At 67.5% G+C, this 19,643-nt stretch carries 15 protein-coding genes; 8 read left to right on the top strand and 7 right to left on the bottom strand.

Going from position 1 to position 19,643, the window contains the following annotated elements; all coding sequences use genetic code 11:
• Window positions 1-258: 258 nt before the first annotated feature.
• The 7 genes from IED13_RS04300 to IED13_RS04270 all read left to right on the top strand — a co-directional run bounded on the left by IED13_RS04300 (window position 259) and on the right by IED13_RS04270 (window position 6,488).
• Entirely contained in the window at window positions 259-1,014 is a 756-nt protein-coding gene (locus tag IED13_RS04300) for an SDR family NAD(P)-dependent oxidoreductase (RefSeq protein ID WP_191123485.1), read from the top strand.
• Window position 1,015: 1 nt separating this feature from the next.
• The gene (locus IED13_RS04295; protein ID WP_248312442.1) at window positions 1,016-1,564 is read left to right on the top strand and encodes a MarR family winged helix-turn-helix transcriptional regulator; all 549 of its coding nucleotides are present in this window, start codon (window positions 1,016-1,018) and stop codon (window positions 1,562-1,564) included.
• A complete protein-coding gene (locus tag IED13_RS04290) occupies window positions 1,564-2,397 on the top strand; it encodes an enoyl-CoA hydratase family protein (RefSeq protein WP_191123484.1) in 834 nt (277 codons plus the stop codon). The genes IED13_RS04295 and IED13_RS04290 overlap by 1 nt, the downstream gene beginning before the upstream one ends.
• A 1-nt stretch (window position 2,398) precedes the next feature.
• Entirely contained in the window at window positions 2,399-3,643 is a 1,245-nt protein-coding gene (locus IED13_RS04285) for an acyl-CoA dehydrogenase family protein (RefSeq protein ID WP_191123483.1), read from the top strand.
• The gene (locus IED13_RS04280; RefSeq protein ID WP_248312441.1) at window positions 3,609-5,249 is read left to right on the top strand and encodes a benzoate-CoA ligase family protein; all 1,641 of its coding nucleotides are present in this window, start codon (window positions 3,609-3,611) and stop codon (window positions 5,247-5,249) included. Before IED13_RS04285 ends, IED13_RS04280 begins: the two co-directional genes overlap by 35 nt.
• Window positions 5,250-5,296: 47 nt before the next feature.
• Window positions 5,297-5,704, top strand: coding sequence for a RidA family protein (locus IED13_RS04275; protein ID WP_191123481.1), 408 nt, complete (start codon window positions 5,297-5,299; stop codon window positions 5,702-5,704).
• Window positions 5,705-5,843: 139 nt separating this feature from the next.
• Window positions 5,844-6,488 (top strand): EF-hand domain-containing protein, encoded by a 645-nt coding sequence (locus IED13_RS04270; protein WP_191123480.1) that lies wholly within the window; start codon window positions 5,844-5,846, stop codon window positions 6,486-6,488.
• A gap of 82 nt (window positions 6,489-6,570) precedes the next feature.
• On the opposite strand, the gene IED13_RS04265 is transcribed toward IED13_RS04270, so the two are convergent.
• From IED13_RS04265 to IED13_RS04235, 7 genes are all read right to left on the bottom strand, one after another.
• Window positions 6,571-8,220: a GTP-binding protein gene (locus IED13_RS04265; protein ID WP_191123479.1), complete on the bottom strand. Its 1,650-nt coding sequence runs from the start codon at window positions 8,218-8,220 to the stop codon at window positions 6,571-6,573.
• Window positions 8,220-9,122 carry a sulfate adenylyltransferase subunit CysD gene (gene cysD, locus IED13_RS04260; protein ID WP_038368167.1) on the bottom strand — a complete coding sequence of 301 codons (903 nt, stop codon included), beginning with the start codon at window positions 9,120-9,122 and terminating at the stop codon, window positions 8,220-8,222. The genes IED13_RS04265 and cysD overlap by 1 nt, the downstream gene beginning before the upstream one ends.
• The gene (locus IED13_RS04255) at window positions 9,119-9,928 is read right to left on the bottom strand and encodes a phosphoadenylyl-sulfate reductase (protein ID WP_191123478.1); all 810 of its coding nucleotides are present in this window, start codon (window positions 9,926-9,928) and stop codon (window positions 9,119-9,121) included. Before IED13_RS04255 ends, cysD begins: the two co-directional genes overlap by 4 nt.
• Before the next feature lie 312 nt (window positions 9,929-10,240).
• Window positions 10,241-13,657 carry an error-prone DNA polymerase gene (locus IED13_RS04250; RefSeq protein WP_191123477.1) on the bottom strand — a complete coding sequence of 1,139 codons (3,417 nt, stop codon included), beginning with the start codon at window positions 13,655-13,657 and terminating at the stop codon, window positions 10,241-10,243.
• On the bottom strand, window positions 13,654-15,198 hold the full coding sequence (locus IED13_RS04245; protein ID WP_191123476.1) for a Y-family DNA polymerase: 1,545 nt from the start codon (window positions 15,196-15,198) through the stop codon (window positions 13,654-13,656). The genes IED13_RS04250 and IED13_RS04245 overlap by 4 nt, the downstream gene beginning before the upstream one ends.
• Window positions 15,104-15,985 (bottom strand): ImuA family protein, encoded by an 882-nt coding sequence (locus IED13_RS04240; protein ID WP_210323495.1) that lies wholly within the window; start codon window positions 15,983-15,985, stop codon window positions 15,104-15,106. Before IED13_RS04240 ends, IED13_RS04245 begins: the two co-directional genes overlap by 95 nt.
• A gap of 268 nt (window positions 15,986-16,253) precedes the next feature.
• Entirely contained in the window at window positions 16,254-17,996 is a 1,743-nt protein-coding gene (locus tag IED13_RS04235) for an ABC transporter ATP-binding protein (protein ID WP_191123475.1), read from the bottom strand.
• Window positions 17,997-18,153: 157 nt separating this feature from the next.
• Between IED13_RS04235 and IED13_RS04230 the strand changes: the two genes are divergently transcribed.
• Window positions 18,154-19,608: a phospholipase D-like domain-containing protein gene (locus IED13_RS04230; protein ID WP_191123474.1), complete on the top strand. Its 1,455-nt coding sequence runs from the start codon at window positions 18,154-18,156 to the stop codon at window positions 19,606-19,608.
• Window positions 19,609-19,643 lie beyond the last annotated feature (35 nt).

Below are 19,643 nucleotides of genomic sequence, written 5' to 3'. Positions count from 1 at the left end.
CATCGACCCCCCGCAGCCCCATCCTGAGGAGTCACGCAGCGGCATCTCGAAAGACGGTCAAGAGACCTGCAGGTGCCCCCGGAAGCACCCTTCGAGACGCCATTACCGACGGGGCAGCTCCTCAGGATGAGGGCTTCAGGCCCTGCAGACCAGCCCCGACGCCCCCAGAACGGCGCCGGCGTGTCCGCCGGCGCCCGACGAGCCGCTTGCAAATTGATTGAGACTTAAAATATGTTCTGCGGAGGAGGTCGAGCGATCATGACTCTGCGGGAACGGCACGCGCTGGTGACGGGAGGCGGACGCGGCATCGGCCGAGCCATCGCCGCGGCACTGACGCAGGCCGGAGCGCGGGTCAGCATCCTCGGGCGCGATGAAACCTCTCTGCGCGACGCCGTGGCTGCGGGAGTCGCCGCCGATTTCGCTCCTTGCGACGTGCGCGACGAGAGTGCCGTCTCATCCGCGCTCGATCATCTCTCCGGTGGACATGGCTTCGACATCGCCATCGCCAATGCCGGCGCGGTCGAGACCGGCCCGTTCATGCGCAGCGACAGCAAACGTTTCCGCCGGATGGTCGAGATCAACCTGATCGGCACCGTCAATCTGTTCCACGCCGTGCTGCCGGCGATGCTGGAACAGCGCCGCGGCCGGCTGATCGCCATCGCCTCGACCGCCGGGCATCGCGGCTATCCTTATGTCAGCGCCTATGTGGCGGCGAAGCATGCCGTGGTCGGGCTGGTGAAGTCGCTGGCGCTGGAGACGGCCCGCTCCGGCGTCACCGTCAACGCCGTCTGCCCCGGTTACGCCGATACCGACATGGTCGCGAGCGGGCTCGACACCATCGCGGCGAAGACCGGCAAGAGCCGCGAGCAGGCATTGGCCGAGATGGTCAGGGACAATCCGCAAGGCCGGCTGATCGCGCCCGAAGAGGTCGCGGCCGCCGTGCTCTATCTCTGCGGGTCCGGCAGCGATGCCGTCACCGGCCAGTCGCTCATGATCAATGGTGGGGAGTTCTGAGATGGAGACACCCTCCTCCGCCCCGATGCTCGACCGCGAGACCAAGGCTAGCGAGCGCCCCGGCGACCACAAGGACGAGCTCAGGCTCTGGCTGCGCCTGCTCACCTGCTCGACCCTGATCGAGACCGAGATCCGCAACCGTTTGCGTGAGGAATTCAAGACCACGCTGCCGCGTTTCGACCTGATGGCCCAGCTCGACAAGACCGCCGTCGGCATGACGGTGGGCGAGGTCTCGCAGCGCCTGATGGTGTCGAATGGCAATGTCACCGCCGTCGTGGCCGGGCTGGTGACGGATGGGCTCGTCGACAAGCGCTCCGCCCCGCAGGACCGGCGCGTGCAGATCCTCACGCTGACGGCTTCGGGTCGCAAGGCCTTCCGGGCCATGGCCGAACGCCATGAAGGCTGGATCGCCGAGCTCTTCGCCGGACTCGACCAGCCCGAGCTCGCGCAGCTCTTCCGGTTGCTCGGAGAAACCAAGACCTCGCTGCATCGTGCCATCGCCGACCGCGCGAAGGATGCCGCCGACGAGGCCGCGAAGGGAAACGCCTGATGATCGCCGCCAACGCCACGATCCTGCCGCTGGCCGGCTTCACGCCGCAGCATTTCGCTCTCTCGGTCTCCGGCAAGGTCGCGACGGTGACACTGAACCGGCCTGAGAAAAAGAATCCGCTGACCTTCGCAAGCTACCGCGAACTCACGGATTTCTTCCTTGCCGCGCAGAAGGAGGAAGAGGTCAAGGCGATCGTCGTGACCGGCGCCGGCGGCAATTTCTCCTCGGGCGGCGACGTCTTCGAGATCATCGGGCCGCTGGTCGCGATGGAGACCAAGGACCTGCTCAAGTTCACCCGGATGACCGGCGAGCTGGTCAAGGCGATGCGCGCCTGCCCGCAGCCGATCATCGCCGCGATCGACGGCATCTGCGCGGGAGCCGGCGCGATCGTCGCCATGGCCTCCGACCTGCGGCTCGGCACGGCCGGCAGCAAGATCGCCTTCCTGTTCAACCGCGTCGGCCTGGCCGGCTGCGACATGGGCGCCTGCGCGATGCTGCCGCGCATCATCGGCCAGGGCCGCGCCGCCGAGCTGCTCTATACCGGCCGCGTGCTCAAGGGCGAGGAAGCGGAACGCTGGGGCTTCCTCAACCGGCTCTGCGCATCCGAGGCCGTGCTGCCGGAAGCGCAAGCCCTCGCGGCCGAGCTGGCGGACGGCCCCACCTTCGCCAACGCCATGACCAAGCGCATGCTGGAAATGGAATGGGCGATGTCGGTCGAGAGCGCGATCGAGGCCGAGGCCGTGGCGCAGGCTTTGTGCATGCAGACCGAGGACTTTTCCCGCGCCTATCACGCCTTCGCCGCGAAACAGAAGCCGGTCTTCGAGGGCAACTGAGATGAGCGGCTCCCCTCGCCTCGGCCTCGATATCCTCGGCGACACGCTGGACTGGCCGTTCTTCGAGGATCGCCACCGCGCCTTCGCCACGGAGCTCTCCGGCTGGGCCGATTCCTATCTCGCCGATTTGCCGCATGACGATGTCGACGAGGCCTGCCGGGCGCGCGTCGCGGCCTTGGGTGCGGCTGGCTTCCTGAAGGCTGCCGTGCCGGCGGCCTATGGCGGGCTTTCCGACAAGCTCGATGTCCGCACGCTCTGCCTCGCCCGCGAGATCCTGGCGGCGCATGACGGGCTCGCTGATTTCGCCTTCGCCATGCAGGGGCTCGGGACCGGCTCGATCAGCATCGCAGGCTCGGAGGCGATGAAGCAGCGCATCCTGCCGGATGTCGCGGCCGGCAAGCGCATCGCGGCCTTCGCCCTTTCCGAGAAGGAGGCCGGCTCCGATGTCGCCGCCATGGCGACGACCGCGACAGCTGACGGTAACAGCCATGTCCGCATCGACGGCGAGAAGAGCTGGATCTCCAATGGCGGCATCGCCGACCATTACATCGTCTTCGCCCGCACCGGCGAGGCGCCGGGCGCGCGCGGGCTCTCCGCCTTCCTGGTCGAAGCCGATACGCCTGGCCTCACCATTGCGGAGCGCATCGAGGTGATCGCGCCGCATCCGCTGGCGACCTTGCGCTTCGAGGGTTGCCGCGTGCCGCTCGAAAACCGCATCGGCGGGCCGGGCGAGGGCTTCAAGGTCGCGATGGCGACGCTCGACATCTTCCGCTCGACGGTCGGCGCCGCCGCGCTCGGCTTCGCCCGACGGGCGCTGCACGAGACGATTTCGCACGCCAATGGCCGCAAGCTCTTCGGTGGCACGCTCGGCGACCTTCAGCTCTCGCAGGCGGCCATCGCCGACAGCGCGGCTGAGGTCGATGCCGCCGCCCTTCTCGTCTACCGCGCCGCCTGGACCAAGGATCGCGGCGCGCCCCGCGTCACCCGGGAGGCGGCGCTGGCCAAACTCGTCGCGACGGAGAACGCCCAGAGCGTGATCGACCGGGCCGTCCAGATCCATGGCGGCCTCGGCGTCACCAAGGGCGTCAAGGTGGAGGAATTGTACCGGGAGATCAGAGCGCTGCGCATCTACGAGGGCGCCAGCGAGGTCCAGAAGGTCGTGATCGCGCGCGACCTGCTGAAACTACATGCCGAAAAGGCAGGGGAACGCAATGACAGCAACCGGATTCGCGAGATCAGGACATAAGGACAGCTTTGCGCGGGACAACCTGCCGCCGCGCGAAAGCTGGCCCGATCTCACACTTGCAGAGGCAGGGTTGGCCTATCCCGAAAGGCTGAACTGCGTCGCCGAACTGCTCGACCGGCACATCACCGAGGGACGCGGCCGACGCACCGCCGTTGTCGCGGCCGGTCTCGAGTGGAGCTATGCCGATCTCGCCGAGAAAGTGAACCGCATCGCCAATGTGCTGAGCCGTGATCTCGGAATGATCAGCGGCAACCGCGTGCTGCTGCGCGCCGGCAACACGCCGATGATGGTCGCGGCCTATCTCGCCGTCATCAAGGCCGGCGGCGTCGCGGTCGCGACCATGCCGATGCTGCGGGTGGGCGAGCTCGTCTATCCCCTGCGCAAGGCGAAGATCGCGCTGGCGCTCTGCGACCATCGGCTTACCGCCGATCTCGAAGCCGCCGGAGCGCACGTACCGGAGCTTGCCCGCATCGTCGCCTTCGGCGGCGCGGAGAGCGAGCTGGAGGCGCTGATGGCGCAGCCGGGCTATGAGCGCTTCGAGGCCGCAGACACCGCGCGCGACGATGTCTGCCTGATCGCCTTCACCTCCGGCACGACCGGCGAGCCCAAGGGCACGATGCATTTCCATCAGGACATGCTGGCGATCTGCGACTGCTACGGTGCACGCGTGCTGAAGGCCTCGGCCGATGACCGCTTCACCGGCTCGCCGCCGCTCGCCTTCACCTTCGGGCTCGGCGGGCTCGTGCTGTTTCCGATGCGGATCGGCGCTGCGATGGTGCTGCCCGAGAAGGCAGGCCCCGCCGATCTGATCGACGCGATCGAGCGCTACAAGGTCAGCGTCGTCTTCACCGCGCCGACCGCCTACCGCGCCATTCTCGACAAGCTCGACGGGCGCGACATCTCTTCACTCAGGATTTGCGTCTCGGCCGGCGAGGCCCTGCCCAAGGCGACCTTCGACGCCTGGCAGGCGCGCACCGGCATCCCGCTGATGGACGGCATCGGCGCGACCGAGATGCTGCACATCTTCATCGGCGCGCCACGCGACAGGATCAGGCCGGGCTCGACCGGAATTCCGGTGCCGGGCTACGAGGCCAAGATCGTCGACGAGGAAGGGCGCGACGTGCCGGACGGCACGCCGGGGCGGCTCGCCGTGCGCGGCCCGACCGGCTGCCGCTATCTCGCCGACCCGCGGCAGGCGAAATACGTGCTGAACGGCTGGAACATCACCGGCGACACCTATCTGCGCGACGCCGACGGCTATTTCTGGTACCAGGCCCGCTCCGACGACATGATCATCTCGGCCGGCTACAACATCGCCGGGCCCGAGGTGGAGGCCGCCCTGCTGACGCACGAGGCCGTGGCCGAATGCGGCGTGGTCGGCGCGCCCTGCCCCGAGCGCGGGCAGATCGTGAAGGCCTATGTCGTGCTGCGCGAGGGCGTCATCGGCGATGCCGCCCTGGTCAAGGCCTTGCAGGAGCATGTGAAGGCCGGTATCGCGCCGTACAAATATCCGCGCGCCATCGCTTTCGTCGAAGCCCTGCCGAAGACGGCGACCGGCAAGCTCCAACGCTTCGCGCTCCGCCAGATCGCGCAAGGCGAGAGCTGACCTTTCTTCCAACAGAGCCTGAACGGCCGAAATCGAGGCGATACGCCATGTCCGACCATTCGCAATCCCGCGCCATCCTGCCCGAGGGCTGGCCGCAGCCGCGCGGCTATGCCAACGGCATGGTGGCGGAAGGCCGCGTGCTGGTCACCGGCGGCCTTGTCGGCTGGGACGCGCAGGGCGTCTTCGCCAAGGGCTTCATCGGCCAGCTCCGCCAGACCTTCCTCAACATCAGGGCGGTGGTCGAGGCCGGCGGCGGGCGCGTCGAGGATATCGTGCGGCTGACCTGGTACGTGACGGACATCGCGACCTATCGCGCCAGCCTGAAGGAAATGGGACCGGTCTATCGCGAGGTCTTCGGCCGGCACTTCCCGGCCATGGCGGTGGTCGCGGTCACCGCGCTGGTCGAGCCGGAGGCGTTGCTGGAGATCGAGGCGACGGCGGTGGTGGACGGCTGAGGACAGCCTGCGTCAAACCGCCGCGATTCCACGGCCGAGAAGACAACTCACGCAACGTCATTCATTAGGCATTCACCAAGATTCCGAGCGCAGAATCCGGGACGCGTCGCAAGATCGCGACGTGTCCCGGAGTATCTCCATGTCCAGTATCAGCGGGGTGGGCGGCGGCTTCCGCCCCCACCACAAACCTCCCAGCTTCGACCAGATCGACAGTAACAGCGACGGCGGCATCAGCCTCGACGAGTTCGAGAGCGCCGCCCCCAAGGGTGCCGACAGCGCCAAGAGCGAAGAGCTCTTCAAGAAGATCGACACGGACGGCGACGGCTCGATCACCAAGGCCGAGTCGGATGCGTTCAAGGACAAGGCCAAGAAGGCCGACAGCCTGCTGCAGTCCTTCCTGTTCTCACTCCAGGCGGGCGGAACGCAGAACGCCCAAGCTGCCTCCGACAGCGACAGCGATAAAGACAGCAAGTCGGCCTTCGACGCGATCGACAGCGACGTCAATGGCGGGATCAGCAAGGACGAGTTCAGCGCGGCTTTCAAGGACAGCCGGCTGAACAGCGACCAGTTGAACCGGCTCTTCAGCTCGCTGGACAAGAATGGCGACGGCTCCGTCTCGCAGGACGAGGTGAAGGCCTTCCAGTCCTCGCTGCAACAATCCGGCGAGCGGCATCACCACCGGCGGCCGCCGGAAGCCTTCCAGAACGCCTCACAAGCCTATGGCAGCGCGTCGCAGCTCTCAGCGCAGGGCACCACCGAAACGATCTACGCCAAGGCGGCCTGAGTTCGGCCAACCGGATGCCGCCTCGCATCGTGGCAACCGCAACACTCTCGACGCCCACGGCAGAAGCCGCTGGCGCCGCTCCTCAGATCCCTGCCCCGTCCTGCAAGGTTCCGGTCGGCACCTTCCGCCAGAGCCGCATATGCAGCGCCCGCAGGCCCGGTCGCAGCAGGATGTCGCCGAAGGCGAGCGCCAGAGAGACAGGCACATTCGCCGTCAGCGCGAAGGCCGCGACGAACAACCCCGCCGTGCTGAGAACGCGCCAGCTCACCGCCGCGAGCCAGGCTCTGCGATCCGGCGTACCCTTCCGGCCGACGATGCGAAGGACGCCGCGCTGCGCCCGTGCCAGCGCCCCGCCCTCGCCCACCGCCTGCCGGGCCTCGCCCTCGCCCGGCTCGACGAAGCCGAAGGCGACCGTCTCGTTGCTGATGCGGTCGATCAGGATGAAGCCGCCGAGCTCATGGCTGCGCGCATAGGGCAGCGAGACCAGCGGCCGGTCGAGCCGGAGCGTGACGAGGCCGATGCCGTTCATGCGCAGGCTCTGCGCCGGCAGGGGCTGGAAGCCCTCGATGTCGATGCTGTGATGCAGCGCCTCGACCGTGGCATTGGCGCTCTGCGTCGCGAGCTTCACGAGGAACTGCCCGCCTTCGAGCATGGCGCGCTCGCCGGTCCAGAGCAAACGCGCCTTCAGCCCGCGGCTCACCGGCAGCGTCGAACCCGCGGCAGCGATCACGTCGCCGCGCGAAATGTCGATGTCGTCTTCCAGCGTCACCGTCGCGGCCTGGCCGGCGGCGATCTGGCTGGCTTCGCCGGCCGCGCCGATCAATCGCGCGATGCGGCTCGTGCGGCCGGACGGCAGCGCCACGATGGGATCGCCGACGCGGGCCCGGCCGGTGACAGGCGTGCCGGCATAGCCGCGGAAGTCGAGATCCGGGCGGTTGACCCATTGCACCGGCAGCACGAAGCCCTCGTCGCGCGGTGCGGAGGGCGCGATCGCGACGCTTTCGAGATAGGGCAGCAGCGCCGGGCCGTCATACCAGGGCATCAGGGCGGAGGGCCGCATGACGTTCTCGCCGTCACGCGCCGAGACCGGAATGAAGCGGATCGAGGCGAAGCCGAGGTTTTGCACCGCCGCGCGGTAATCGGCGGCGATCTGCTCGAAGACCGCCTCGTCATAGCCGACGAGGTCCATCTTGTTGATCGCGACCACGACATGGCGCACGCCGACCAACGAGACGATGAAGGAATGGCGGCGGGTCTGCGGCAGCAGGCCCTTGCGTGCATCGATCAGGATGATGGCGAGGTCGGCTGTCGAGGCGCCGGTCGCCATGTTGCGGGTGTATTGCTCGTGGCCGGGCGTGTCGGCGACGATGAAGCTGCGCCTGTCGGTCGCGAAATAGCGATAGGCGACATCGATGGTGATGCCCTGCTCGCGCTCGGCCGAAAGCCCATCGACGAGAAGCGCGAAATCGGGCGCCGCGCCTTGCGTGCCGAATTTGCGGGAATCGCTGTCGAGCGCGCTGAGCTGGTCGTCGAAGACCGCGCCGGCCTCGTAGAGCACACGGCCGATCAGCGTCGACTTGCCGTCATCGACCGAGCCGCAAGTGATGAAGCGCAGCAGCGAATGCTGGCCGGTTTCGGAGGCGCTGGGCGTATCGTTGGCGGGGAGAAGGTTCTGAGCCGGCCTCAGTGCCTTGTTCTTCTTGGCCAGATTCCTGGCGATGGCGAAGCTCATCAGAAATAGCCTTCCTGCTTCTTCTGCTCCATCGAGCCCGAGCCGTCATGGTCGATGACGCGGCCCTGCCGCTCGGAGGATCGCGACGAGCGCATCTCGGCGATGATGTCGGTGAGGCTGGCCGCCTCGCTCTCGACAGCGCCGGTCAGCGGGTAGCAACCGAGCGTGCGGAAGCGGACCATGCGGGTCTCGACGACCTCGCCGGGGAGAAGCTCCATGCGCTCGTCGTCGCGCATGATCCAGGCGCCGTCGCGCCGGACGACCGGGCGCGGCGCGGCAAAATAGAGCGGCACGACCGGGATGTTCTCGAGCGCGATGTAGTCCCAGACGTCACGCTCGGTCCAGTTCGAGAGCGGAAACACGCGAAAGCTCTCGCCGCGATGCTTGCGGGTGTTGAAGAGCTGCCAGGGCTCGGGGCGCTGGTTCTTCGGATCCCAGCGATGCTCCGGGCTGCGAAGCGAGAAGACGCGTTCCTTGGCCCGGCTCTTCTCCTCGTCGCGGCGCGCGCCGCCGAAGGCAGCATCGAACTTGTAGAGGTCGAGCGCCTGCTTCAACCCTTGCGTCTTCATCACGTCGGTATGGACGCGCGAGCCCGAGGCGAAGGGGCTGATTCCGGCCCTCACGCCCTCCTGGTTGATGTGGACGATGAGATCGAGCCCCAGCCGCGCCGCCGTCTCATCGCGGAAGGCGATCATGTCGCGGAACTTCCAGGTCGTATCGACATGGAGCAGCGGGAAAGGCGGCTTGGCCGGGTAGAACGCCTTCATCGCCAGATGCAGCAGGACGGCGGAATCCTTGCCGATCGAATAGAGCAGCACCGGCTTGTCCGATGTCGCCACCACCTCGCGGATGATGAAGATGGCTTCCGCCTCGAGCTTCTGAAGATGGCTGAGCTGGATCATGCGTGGGCCTCCGCCGGCGCGATTTTGGCGCGCGCCAGCTTTCCGTCCGACCCGACATGCAGGCCGCATTCCTTGGCGGCATCGTCCTCCCACCACCAGCGCCCGGCCCGCTCGGGCTCGCCGGGGCGGATGGCGCGGGTGCAGGGCTGGCAGCCGATCGAGACGAAGCCCTGTGCGTGCAGCGGGTTGATCGGCACGTCGTTCGCCTCGGCGAAGGCGAGCGTGCGTTCGCGCGACCAGTCGATCAGCGGGCTCGCCTTGACGAGGCCGCGCGCCGCATCGGCCTCCGCCAGCTTGACGCCGCCCCGCGCGGCTGACTGGTCGGCGCGCAGGCCGGTCAGCCAGGTATCGGCCCCGGCCAGAGCCCGGCCGAGCGGCTCCACCTTGCGGATGTCGCAGCAGGATTTGCGGGCATCGCGCGAGCCGTAGAAGCCGTTGATGCCGTTCTGGCGAACATAGAGCTCGACCGCGTCATGGCGCGGATAATAGGGGCGGATCAGGATGCCATAGCGCTCCTCCGTCTCCTGCCAGAGGGCGTAGACCTCCGGAAAGAGCCGGCCGGTATCGAGCGTGGCGAAGATGACCGGGAGCTTCGCGGTCGCGATGAAATGGGTCAGCACCTGATCTTCGAGGCCGAAGGAGGTGGTGAAGACGACGGGGCCGGCGGCTTGCGCGACGATGCCGGAGAGGCGCTCGGGAACGTCCGCCATGCCGAACGCCGCATCGAGCGCGGCCGCGCGGGCCGCCAGCACCACGGTTGGCTGCGGGCTTGTCGAGGTTTCGTCCGGGCCGGGGCTTGCCGCCATCGTTCTGGCCATCTGTTCGGTAAATCGAACGCTGGATTTATACCCATGAGGCCAAAGGTTCAATTTACGGCAGGTAGCGTGTTTTTTCTTATTTCACTTCCATTGGAGAAGTTTGTTTTAGCGGACGTTGCTGGGCATTATCGGAGGGAGGCTCTGCCGCCGCCGCCTCCTCGCCGTCATCCCGGACGAGCGACGAAGTCTCGCCGATCCGGGATCCATGCCGGAGCGGTTCCGATAGAGGTTCCGGCATGGATCCCGGGTCTCGCTGCGCTCGCCCGGGATGAACCGCGCGGAGGCTGAACCGCCTGCCTCTCAGTGGAAATCCCGCGATTTCGGCAGGATGCGGACATTGCGCGGGTGGCGATGGCGCGGGAGCGGCGGGTTCTTCAATTCGTCGATGGGAAGCGGCACTTCGGCACGGTGCGTATCCGAGAGCGACAGCAGATCGATCGAACGGTCGGCGATGCGCTGGGCCATGAGATGGGTGACGCCCTCGACGCTCTTCTGCACCCGGCCCTCGACCAGCATCAATCGCGCGCCCATCACCTCGCGGCGGAAGCGCTCGAACAACCGCGCCCAGATCACGACATTGGTGATGCCGGTCTCGTCCTCCAGCGTGACGAAGATGGCCTTGCCGTTGCCGGGGCGCTGGCGGACCAGCACGATTCCGGCCGTGCGGGCGAAGGCGGCGTCCGGCTTCCCCTCGGTCTGCGCGCAGCTCAGGATGCCCTCGCGTTGGAAGCGCGGGCGCAACAACTGCATCGGATGGCCCTTCAGCGAGAGCCGGACGGTCTGGTAGTCGGCGACGATATGCTCGGCAAGCGGCATGCTCGGCAGCGCCATCGCCCGCTCCTGTCCCAGTTCGCGGGCTTGCGCGGCCTGGAAGAGCGGCAGCGCCGCATCATCCGGCAGGCGACGCACGGCCCAGAGCGCCTCGCGCCGGTCGAGGCCGAGCGAGCGGAAGGCATCGGCATCGGCGAGCAGGCGCATGGCGCGGGCGGGAAGGCTGGCGCGGCGCATCAGTTCCTCGACGTCGCGGTAGGGGCCGCCCGCTTCCCGCGCCTCCGCAATGGCCTTGCCCCATTCATCCTTGAAGCCGTCGATCTGACGGAAGCCCAGACGCAGGGCGAAGGGGTCTCTCTCGGCCTCATGGCGTGGCCGATCATGGTAAGAGCTCGATTCCGAAACGGCTTCCAAGCTGTTGTCCAAAAAGCTGGAATTGACATCGGCCGGCCGTGGTTCGACGCCGCCGTTCTCCTCCGCCTCCCGCACGATCTGGGCCGGCGCATAGAAGCCCATCGGCTGGGAATTCAGCAGCGCGGCAGCGAAAGCCGCCGGGTAATGCTTCTTCAGAAAGGAGGAGATGTAGACCAGCTTGGCGAAGGAGGCGGCATGGCTCTCCGGAAAACCGTAACTGCCGAAGCCCTTGATCTGCTCGAAGCAGCGCTGGGCGAAATCGCGCTCATAACCACGCGCGACCATGCGCTCGACCATCATCGTCTCGTAATTGCCGATGGTGCCGGCATTGCGGAAGGTGGCCATCGCCTTGCGCAGGCCATTGGCTTCGATGTCGGAGAACTTGGCAGCGACCATGGCGAGCCGCATCGCCTGTTCCTGAAAGAGCGGGACGCCTTCGGTCTTGTTCAGGACCTCGAAAAGCTCGTCCTTGTCACCCTGTCCCGGCGCAGGCGCGGGGTAAGTTACCTCTTCGATCCCCGCCCGCCGCTTCAGATAAGGGTGCACCATATTGCCCTGGATCGGGCCGGGCCGGACGATCGCGACCTGGATGACGAGATCGTAGAATTTCCGCGGCTTGAGCCGCGGCAGCATGTTCATCTGCGCCCGGCTCTCGACCTGGAAGACGCCGAGCGACTTGCCTTCGCAGAGCATGTCGTAGGTCGCTTCGTCGCCATCCTTCAAGTCGGCGAGCGCATAGTCCTTCCCCCCGTTCTCCTTGATCAGATCGAAGGCCTTGCGGATGCAGGTCAGCATGCCCAGCGCCAGCACATCGACCTTCATCAATTGCAACGCGTCGATGTCGTCGCGGTCCCATTCGATGAAGGTGCGGTCCGCCATCGCGGCATTGCCGATCGGCACGGTCTCGTCGAGGCGTCCGCGCGACAACACGAAGCCGCCGACATGTTGCGAGAGATGGCGCGGATAGCCCAAGAGCCGGGTGGCGAAGTCTACGGCTCGGCGGATCGTCGGATTGGTCGGGTCGAGCCCGGCCTGGCGGACGCGGGCGTCGCCGATCTCGCTGCCCCAGCTCCCCCAGTTCGTATCGGCGATGCGAGCGGTGACGTCCTCGGTCAGGCCCAGCACCTTGCCGGCCTCGCGGATGGCGCTGCGCGGCCGGTAATGGATCACGGTCGCGGCGATGCCGGCGCGATGGCGGCCATATTTCTCATAAATCCACTGGATCACCTCCTCGCGCCGCTCGTGCTCGAAATCGACGTCGATATCGGGCGGTTCGCGACGCTCGGTGGAGATGAAGCGCTCGAACAGCACGTCGTTCTCGTCCGGGTCGACAGCGGTGATGCCGAGCACATAACAGACGGCGGAATTGGCGGCCGAGCCGCGACCTTGGCAGAGAATGCCTTTGCTGTCGGCGAACTCGACGATCTGGCGAATCGTCAGGAAATAGCGGGCATATTCGAGCTTCTCGATGAGGGCGAGTTCCTTCGCCAGCAGGCCCTGAACCTTGTCCGAAACGCCGTCGGGATAGCGGATCAGGCAGCAGCGGCGGACCAGTTCCACCAGCCAGTCCTGATCCTTCCAGCCGGGCGGGATCGGCTCGTCGGGGTATTCGTATTTGAGCTGGCCGAGATCGAATTCGATGCGGGAGAACAGGGTTTGCGTCTCGGCGATAGCCTCGGGCGCATCCCTGAAAAGACGGGCCATTTCCTGCGGCAGCTTGAGATGGCGCTCGGCATTGGATTCGAGCAACCGCCCGGCCCGCTCGATGGTGACGCCCTCGCGGATGCAGTTGAGCACGTCCTGCAGATCGCGCTGCGCGATGGAATCGTAGAGCGCGTCATTGCTCGCGATCAGCGGGGTGCGGGTCGCGGCAGCGATGGCCTTGAGCCGCGCGAGGCGGCGGCGATCGTCGCCGTGGCGGTGCATGCTGGCAGCAAGCCAGACCGCGCCGGGCGCGGCCTCGTCGAGCCGGGCGAGCACTTCGGGAAGCCCGTCGAGCCTGCGGCCCGGCATCAGGATCAGCAGCAGGTCGCGGGCATCGTTCAGAAGGTCGTCGAGGACGAGGTGGCATTCGCCCTTCTTCACGCCGTCCTTGCGATTGCCGTGGCTGAGCAAACGGCAGAGCCGGCCCCAGCCGTCGCGATTGGCGGGATAGACAACGATGTCGGGCGTGCCGTCGGCGAAGACGAGACGGGTGCCGGTCGCGAGCTTGAAGCGCTCCGCCAGCGCCTTCATCTCCTCGGGCTTGATGGGCAGGTCGGAGAAATCCGGGTTCTCGATCCAGACATATTCGCCGGGGCTGCCGCCTTCGCGGATTTTCTCGGGCGCCGGCAAACCATCCTCGCGCAACTGCCTCAACGCCGCCCAGGCCCGCACGACGCCCGCCACCGTATTGCGATCGGCGATGCCGATGCCGGCATATCCGAGCAGCAGCGCCGTCAGCACCATGTTCGGCCCCGGCGAGGCACCGCGCAGGAAGGAAAAATTTGTCGCCGCAACAGGTTCGGCGAAAGGGCTGACAGACTGATTCATGCGAAGAGCCCGTGCAGAAACCAGCGCGGCGGCGCGCTCTCGGCCTCGTAGAAGCCGGTGCGGTAGAGCCAGAAGCGGCGGCCTTGCGCATCCTCGACGCGGTAATAATCGCGCATCGGCTCGTCGCTGCCGTCGCGCCACCATTCGGGCGCAATCCGCTCCGGGCCTTCGGCGCGAGCGACGTCGTGGATGAGGCGCCGCCAGCGGAAACGGATCGGCGGTCCATCCGGCACTTCCGCGATCGCCTCGACGGGCTGGGGCGGCTCGAAGAGCTGGAGCGGGCGGGCCGGCGGCTCCTGCGGCTCGGGTGCGGACCAGACCGCTTCCGGCATGGGCGCAGCGGCCGAGAGCGCCTTTGCCGCGCGGACGGGGTGATGGGTGTCCTGCGCCGCGAAGCGCAGCACCCGGTCGCGACCGAAGCGGGTGACGAGCCGGTCGACGAGATCGGCCACCGCCTCCTCCTCCACCGCGCGGCCGTCGAGGCTGTGCTGCTGCGTGTTGAGCGGCTCGCAGACCGGCACGGCGAGTTTGATGGCATCGAAACCGAAGCCGGGATCGAGCGGGTCGGCCAGGGTCTCGATGCGCTCGCGATAGAGCCGCAACAAAGCCTTGGCGTCGCGCGAGGGCCGGCCGGTCTCGATGACGAGGCGGCGAACCGTGCCGTCGCTGCGGAAGAAGCCGAGCTCGAAGGCGCGCCCGCCTTCACCGCGCGCCTCCAGCACCCGTGCCGCCTCCCCGATCAGCCGGACGACCACCGCCTCGAGGCTCGCCGTATCGGCGAAGGGTTCGGGGAAATGACGCTCGACCACGCAATCCGGCGGCGGCCGCAAGGGCGTGATGCGGCGATCCTCATGGCCGAGGATGCGCCGGAGCTTCACCGCCAGCGCTTCGCCGAAGCGGGCGGAGAGGGTTTCCGAGGGGCGCGCGGCGACATCGGCCAGGGTCTTCAGCCCGGCGCGGGAAAGAGCAATCACGGTCTCGGGCTCCGCCTCCAGCGCGGCGACCGGCAGCAGGCGCAGCACCGCTTCGTCCCGTCCCGGCGGGATGATGTCGCGCGGTCCGAAGCGGGAACAGGCGCGTGCGGCCTCGGGCGTGCTGGCGATGGCGGCTTGCAGGCTCAAGCCCGATCGATCCATCACCTGCCGCACGAGATCGAGCATCCCCGCCTCGCCGCCGAAGAGATGGGCGCAGCCGGTGACGTCGAGCGTGAGGCCGTGCGGCTCGTCGCGCGCAACCAGCGGGGTGAAGCGGTCGCAGAAGGCGGCGACCTCATCGAGAAAGTCCCGATCCGCCTGCGGTTCGGCTTCCAGCGCGACGAGATCGGGAATGCGGGCGCGGGCATCGGCCAGCGTCATGGCCCGCGTCAGGCCGAGGCGGACGGCGCGCCGGTCGCAATCGGCGAGGCGCAAGGCGTTGCCCTGCATCTCGACGAGGACATGGGGCTTCTCAGCCGGCGCGCCGAAGGCCGGAATCCGGCCCAGCCGCCGCAGCCTGTCCGTCGCCAGATAGGGAAACCAGAGGGCGAGATAGCGGCGGGACATCGTTCCTGCGGGGAATGAGCCTGTCGGATCGGTCAAAGACGGTTCGGTTCTCGAAAGCGCATCGGTCACGGTTCCACTCCACACGCCACTCACGCTCTGCCGCATCGCCGCGCACGCCGCCGCGATGGCGCAGCAACCTCAAGGCGAAGGCCGGGGCGCCCGGCGCATTCGCCTCCAGCGCCCGCGAGGCCAGCGGCACGACCTGCCAGCGCGTCCGCGCCGCGCTCGGCGCTTCCGCCGCCGCGACCCGCAGCAGCAGGGTCGCCACGCCGGACCCCTCGGCCGCGAGCGCGAGCCGCCGGCTCGCGGTCAGGTCGAAGGCGCGCGGCTCGCCCCAGGGCTCGATCAGCACGGCGCCGAGCGCCGGACAGCGCGCTCCCTCGGCGCCGGCCCGCAACACGCCCAGGGCGTCGCGTGCCCGCACCAGCAGAAGCCGGGCGGGATCGAGCCCGAGTTCGTTCAACCCCGGCGCATGCAAACGGCCGGTCTCGGCATCGACGAAATCCTGCCGCACCCAGAGGATCGGCCGCGCAGCGTCGTCTCCCGCCTCCCCTTGCGCCGCCCGCAGCGCCAGCCCGAGCGCGAAGCCCGTCGCAGCCGCCAGATCGGCGGCGCCAGCGGCGTAGACTTCATGCAGCGCTGCCCGTTCGAGCCCGCCGAACAGGGCTGCATCGATCTCCGTGGCGCCGAGGCTTATCTTGCCCGCCGCAGCCGGCCCCGACCGCAAGGCCGCCTCGGCGAGGCTGCGGCGCAGATTGGACAAGGCTGGCGAGATGGCGTTCTGCATGGGCGACAAAGCAATTGTTCACTCTTTGTTCTTTTATAGAACGTCGCGCGGTGGAAGGCGAGTCGAGTCTCCCGTTTCGGCAGTGGACCGCTGACAGCGGGTGGCACGGAAAGTTTTCGGCTTCGTCCCATATCCGCTGTCATCCCGAACGAGCGAAGCGCAGATCCGGGATCCATGCCGGAACCTCACTCGGAAGCGCTCCGGCATGGATCCCGGATCGGCGCCGCTTCGCGGCTTGTCCGGGATAACCATCCGGTTCTTTGGCCAGCTACTCCGCCGCCGTACCCGCCGCCTGCCAGGTCAGCGTCTGCGCCTCGTGCAGCGCCTGATAGGGCCCGCCGGCACGAATGAGATCCTCGTGGCGGCCCTGCTCGGCGATGCCGGCCGGCGTCACCACCACGATGCGGTCGGCATGGCGGATGGTGGCGAGGCGGTGCGCGATGACCAGCGTCGTGCGCCCCTGCGCCAGCTCGGTCAGCGATTGCTGGATCGCCTTCTCGGTCTCGGTGTCGAGAGCGGAAGTGGCCTCGTCGAGGATCAGGATCGGCGGGTTCTTCAGGAAGATGCGGGCGATGGCGAGGCGCTGCTTCTGGCCGCCGGAAAGCTTGACGCCGCGCTCGCCGATCACCGTGTCCAGCCCCGCCGGAAGATCGGCGATCATCCGGTCGAGCCGCGCCCGGCGGGCGGCCTCTACGATCTCCGCTTCCGAAGCGCCGAGCCGGCCATAGGCGATGTTCTCGCGGATGGTGCCGGCGAAGAGGAAGACATCCTGCTGGACGATGCCGATCTGGCGGCGCAGCGAGGCGAGCGTCAGCTCGCGGAGGTCGATGCCGTCAACGGTGATGCGGCCGGCATCGACCTCGTAGAAGCGCGGCAGCAGCGAGAGCAATGTCGTCTTGCCCGCTCCCGAAGGGCCGACGAAGGCAACCGTCTCGCCGGCCCGGATCGCGAGGTCGATATGGGACAGGATCGGCCTGTCCTTGGCATAGCCGAAGCGCACGCCCTCGAAGCGAATCTCGCCCTTGAGCGGCGGCGCCTCGACGGCATCGGGCGCATCGGCGATATCGGGCTCGGTCGCGAGCAGTTCCTGGTAGCGGCGGAAGCCGGCGATGCCCTTCGGATAGGTCTCGATCACCGCGGCGATCTTGTCGAGCGGGCGGTAGAAGACACCGACCAGCAAGAGGAAGCCGACGAAGCCGCCGATGCTGAGGCTGCCCTGCACGACATACCAGGTGCCGGCCAGCATGACCGCGAGCTGGACCAGGCGCATGCCGAAATAGTTCAGCGCCTGGCTCGCCGCCATGATGCGGTAGGCTTCGAGCTTGGTCGAGCGATAGCGCTGGTTGTCGCCGGCGAAGAGCGCGCGCTCATGGGCCTCGTTGGCGAAGGCCTGGACCACGCGCATGCCGCCGATATTCTCCTCCAGCCGGGCGTTGAAGGCGCCGACGCGGCCATATTGCGCCTGCCAGTTGGTGGTCATGCGGCCGCCATAGCGGGCGACGATGAAGCCGGCGAGTGGCACGATCAGCGCCGTGATCAGCGCCAGATGGACATGGACCGAGAGCATCAGCAGGAAGGCGCCGACGAAGGTCATCACCGCGATGAACAGATCCTCCGGCCCGTGATGGGCGACCTCGCCGATCTCCTCCAGATCCTTAGTGACGCGGGCGACGAGATGGCCGGTCTTCTGGTCGTCGTAGAAACGGAAGGAGAGCTTCTGCAGATGGTCGAAGGCGCGCCGGCGCATCTCCGTCTCGATATTGATGCCGAGCCGGTGGCCCCAATAGGTCACGATCGCCATCAGCCCGGTGTTGAGCCCATAGATCGCGAGCAGCAGGACGCCCGCGAGCAGGATCAGCGGCCAGTCGCCGCGCGGCAGCAGGAGGTCGACGAAGGCCTTCATCGCCATCGGGAAGCCGAGCTCGAGCAGGCCGGACAGCACGGCGCAGCCGAAATCGACCAGGAACAGCGTCCGGTGCGGGCGATAATAGGCGAAGAACTCTCTCAGCATGGCGCGCTCATAGCAGATCGGCACCGTTTTGCGTCAGCTTCGCTGCAACAGCCCCGATATCCCGCGACCGATGCCGGGAGTCCGCCCCGATGCTCCGATGACCCCGTTTCCCAACGGCGCGGTGCCACTTTCCCTCGCCATGCTCTAGCTTCGCGTCATGTGGCAGATTCTCTCGACCTACTGGCCGCACATCCTCGCCGTCATTTCCGTGGTGATGGCGGCCGTGGCCGCCGCGCATGCGGTGATGACCAAGGACGAGGTGCGCGCGGCCATCGGCTGGGCGGGCGTCATCATCCTGTCGCCGATCGTCGGCCCGCTCCTCTATGCCGTCGCCGGCGTCAACCGTATCCGCCGTGCCACGATCCTCTCGCAACGCCCCGGGCACGGCGCCGCCGCGGATTCCACCCGACGCTTCCATATCAGCCATGACGAGGTCGGCGACGTGTTCGGCCAGCGCTTCGCGGCGCTGAAGACGCTGGGCGACCGCGTCGCGCGCCATCCGCTGACCAAGGGCAACCAGATCGAGACGCTGCGGACCGGGGACGAGGCCTATGCCGCCATGCTCGCCGCCATCGCAGCGGCCGAGCGCAGCGTGATCCTGGAGACCTACATCTTCGATCGCGACCCGCTGGGCTTGAGGATCGCCGACGCGCTGATCGCGGCCTCGAGACGCGGCGTCTCCGTCCGCGTGCTGATCGACTCGGTCGGCGCCCGTTACTCGGTGCCCAGCATCGTCGGCCCCCTGCGCAGCGGCGGCGTCACCGTCGCCGTGTTCAACGGCAACATCATCATGGGCTTGCGGTTGCCCTATGCCAATCTGCGCACCCATCGGAAGATCATCGTCGTGGACGGCGCGACCGCCTTCATGGGCGGAATGAACATCCGGCAGGGCTTCACGACGGAATTCGCGGGCGAGGCCTCGGCCCATGACACGCATTTCCGCATCACCGGGCCGGTCGTCGCCGACCTCTTCGCCGTGGCGGCCGAGGACTGGCGCTTCGCCACCGGCGAGGCGCTGACCGGCGCGGACTGGGCGATGCAGGCGCCGGCACCCGTCGAGCGGCCGGTGCTGATGCGCGCCGTGCCCTCCGGCCCCGACTCCTTCCTCGAGACCAATCACAAGCTGCTGATCGGTGCGCTCTCGGTGGCGCGCCGCTCGGTCAGGATCATGTCGCCCTATTTCCTGCCCGACCAGGAACTGATCAGCGCCCTGGTGACGGCGGCGCGGCGCGGCGTCGACATCGACATCGTCGTGCCCTCGGTCAACAACCTCGTGCTGGTCGACCGGGCAATGACGGCGCAGTTCGACCAGATCCTCAAGAATTACTGCCGGATCTGGCGCGCAACCGGCCCCTTCGACCATTCCAAGCTCTTCGCCATCGACGGGGCTTGGGCCTATGTCGGCTCCTCCAATCTCGACCCGCGCTCGCTCCGGCTGAATTTCGAGATCGACGTGGAGGTTCTCGATCCCGGCTTCGCACGCGGGATCGAGGCCCGGATCGACGCCGTGATCGCCAAGGCCGGCAAGGTCACGCTTGCCGGCCTGCGCGCGCGGCCCTATCTCGTACGTCTGATGGACCGGGTGATCTGGCTCGGCTCGCCCTATCTCTGACGAAACGGTGACGAGCCCGGCCTCCTCGGCAGTAT

This window comes from Allobosea spartocytisi (genome assembly GCF_014764685.1).
Lineage (GTDB): Bacteria > Pseudomonadota > Alphaproteobacteria > Rhizobiales > Beijerinckiaceae > Allobosea > Allobosea spartocytisi.
The sequence above is the reverse complement of the archived record's forward strand: the minus strand, read 5'-3'. Positions and strand labels throughout refer to the sequence as shown.